This is a genomic window from Pseudomonadales bacterium, from assembly GCA_013215025.1.
In the GTDB taxonomy this organism is placed as follows: Bacteria; Pseudomonadota; Gammaproteobacteria; order Pseudomonadales; family DT-91; genus DT-91.
Genome location: JABSRR010000137.1, coordinates 1 through 1,038, shown reverse-complemented (window position 1 = coordinate 1,038; position 1,038 = coordinate 1). Strand labels below are relative to the sequence as shown.

Genomic DNA, 1,038 nt, shown 5'->3' with positions numbered 1-1,038 from the left:
AAATCATAGCCAAAATACTGTCTACCACTGCCATCTTTATTCAAAATGCTACTAGGTGGAGCTACGCATGACCTAATCAAGTCATAACTAAGAACAGCATCAATATCATCGGCAGGTTGACACATATATTCCTGCAAGAAAGCGGCTTCAGAACGACATGACGTACGTACTTCATCATAGAACTCTTGCTCAGTTATCGGTGGCATTCCCTTACGAATCTTCTCGTTATTAACAACCTGCACGATACCATCAGCAATAGCATCCTTGATATTAGCACGATGATAAGACCACTGAGAGCCTTCCTCTTTAGCATCTTGCACAAAGTGATAAAACTGACCACGACCACGGTGAGTAGATATAACTTGTAACCTATCACCATACATAATAGCAGGTGCGGCTATATCATAAAGCTGTTCAGCATTAGGATTCAAGGCATATTCGTCAAGCCCGATCTTACCACCAAAACCTGCAACTGCATCAGGGTTAGAACTAGCCATGATAAGCTGATGACCATTAGGATAAACAACTTCACCTGCTGTCACTGCCCTTGCAGAGATATAATCCTTCTCAACAAGGCAATTTACTACTCTAGTCCACAACATAAGGTACTTTTTACTAAACTGCTTGGCTAATTTCTCACTACGAGAGATCCAAATACCCACGTCTCCATCAAATTCTAATGCCTCAAGATTCCATTCAAAGCTAGATGCAAAAGTATAACCAGTACGCCTTGATTTCTCAACAATCTTCTGTCTTGACCTGTCTTGTATCCATCTTTTCTGAAATGGTCGCCAATAACCGCCCAAAACCATGTTTTCGCACTTTTTAGTCTGAAATTCACGCAAACCAAAGACCGCACACATCCTTTTGACAGCAGAACGGCAAATATGAGTGTCATCTACCCTGCTAATTCTGTAAGATGGGTTCTCTAATACACGATTCATCATTTCAACAGCCTGTATCTTGGTGGCTATAGCCTTGCCCGTAGCATTCCTGTTCGTAACAAAAACTGCTAGACAATCATTGATACTCTCGTCA

General features: G+C 41.4%; 1 protein-coding gene. It reads right to left on the bottom strand.

Annotated features, from left to right (window positions below; translation table 11 throughout):
- The coding region (locus HRU21_09145; protein ID NRA42456.1) for a hypothetical protein at positions 1-947 on the bottom strand (947 nt) is incomplete at its 3' end.
- Positions 948-1,038 lie beyond the last annotated feature (91 nt).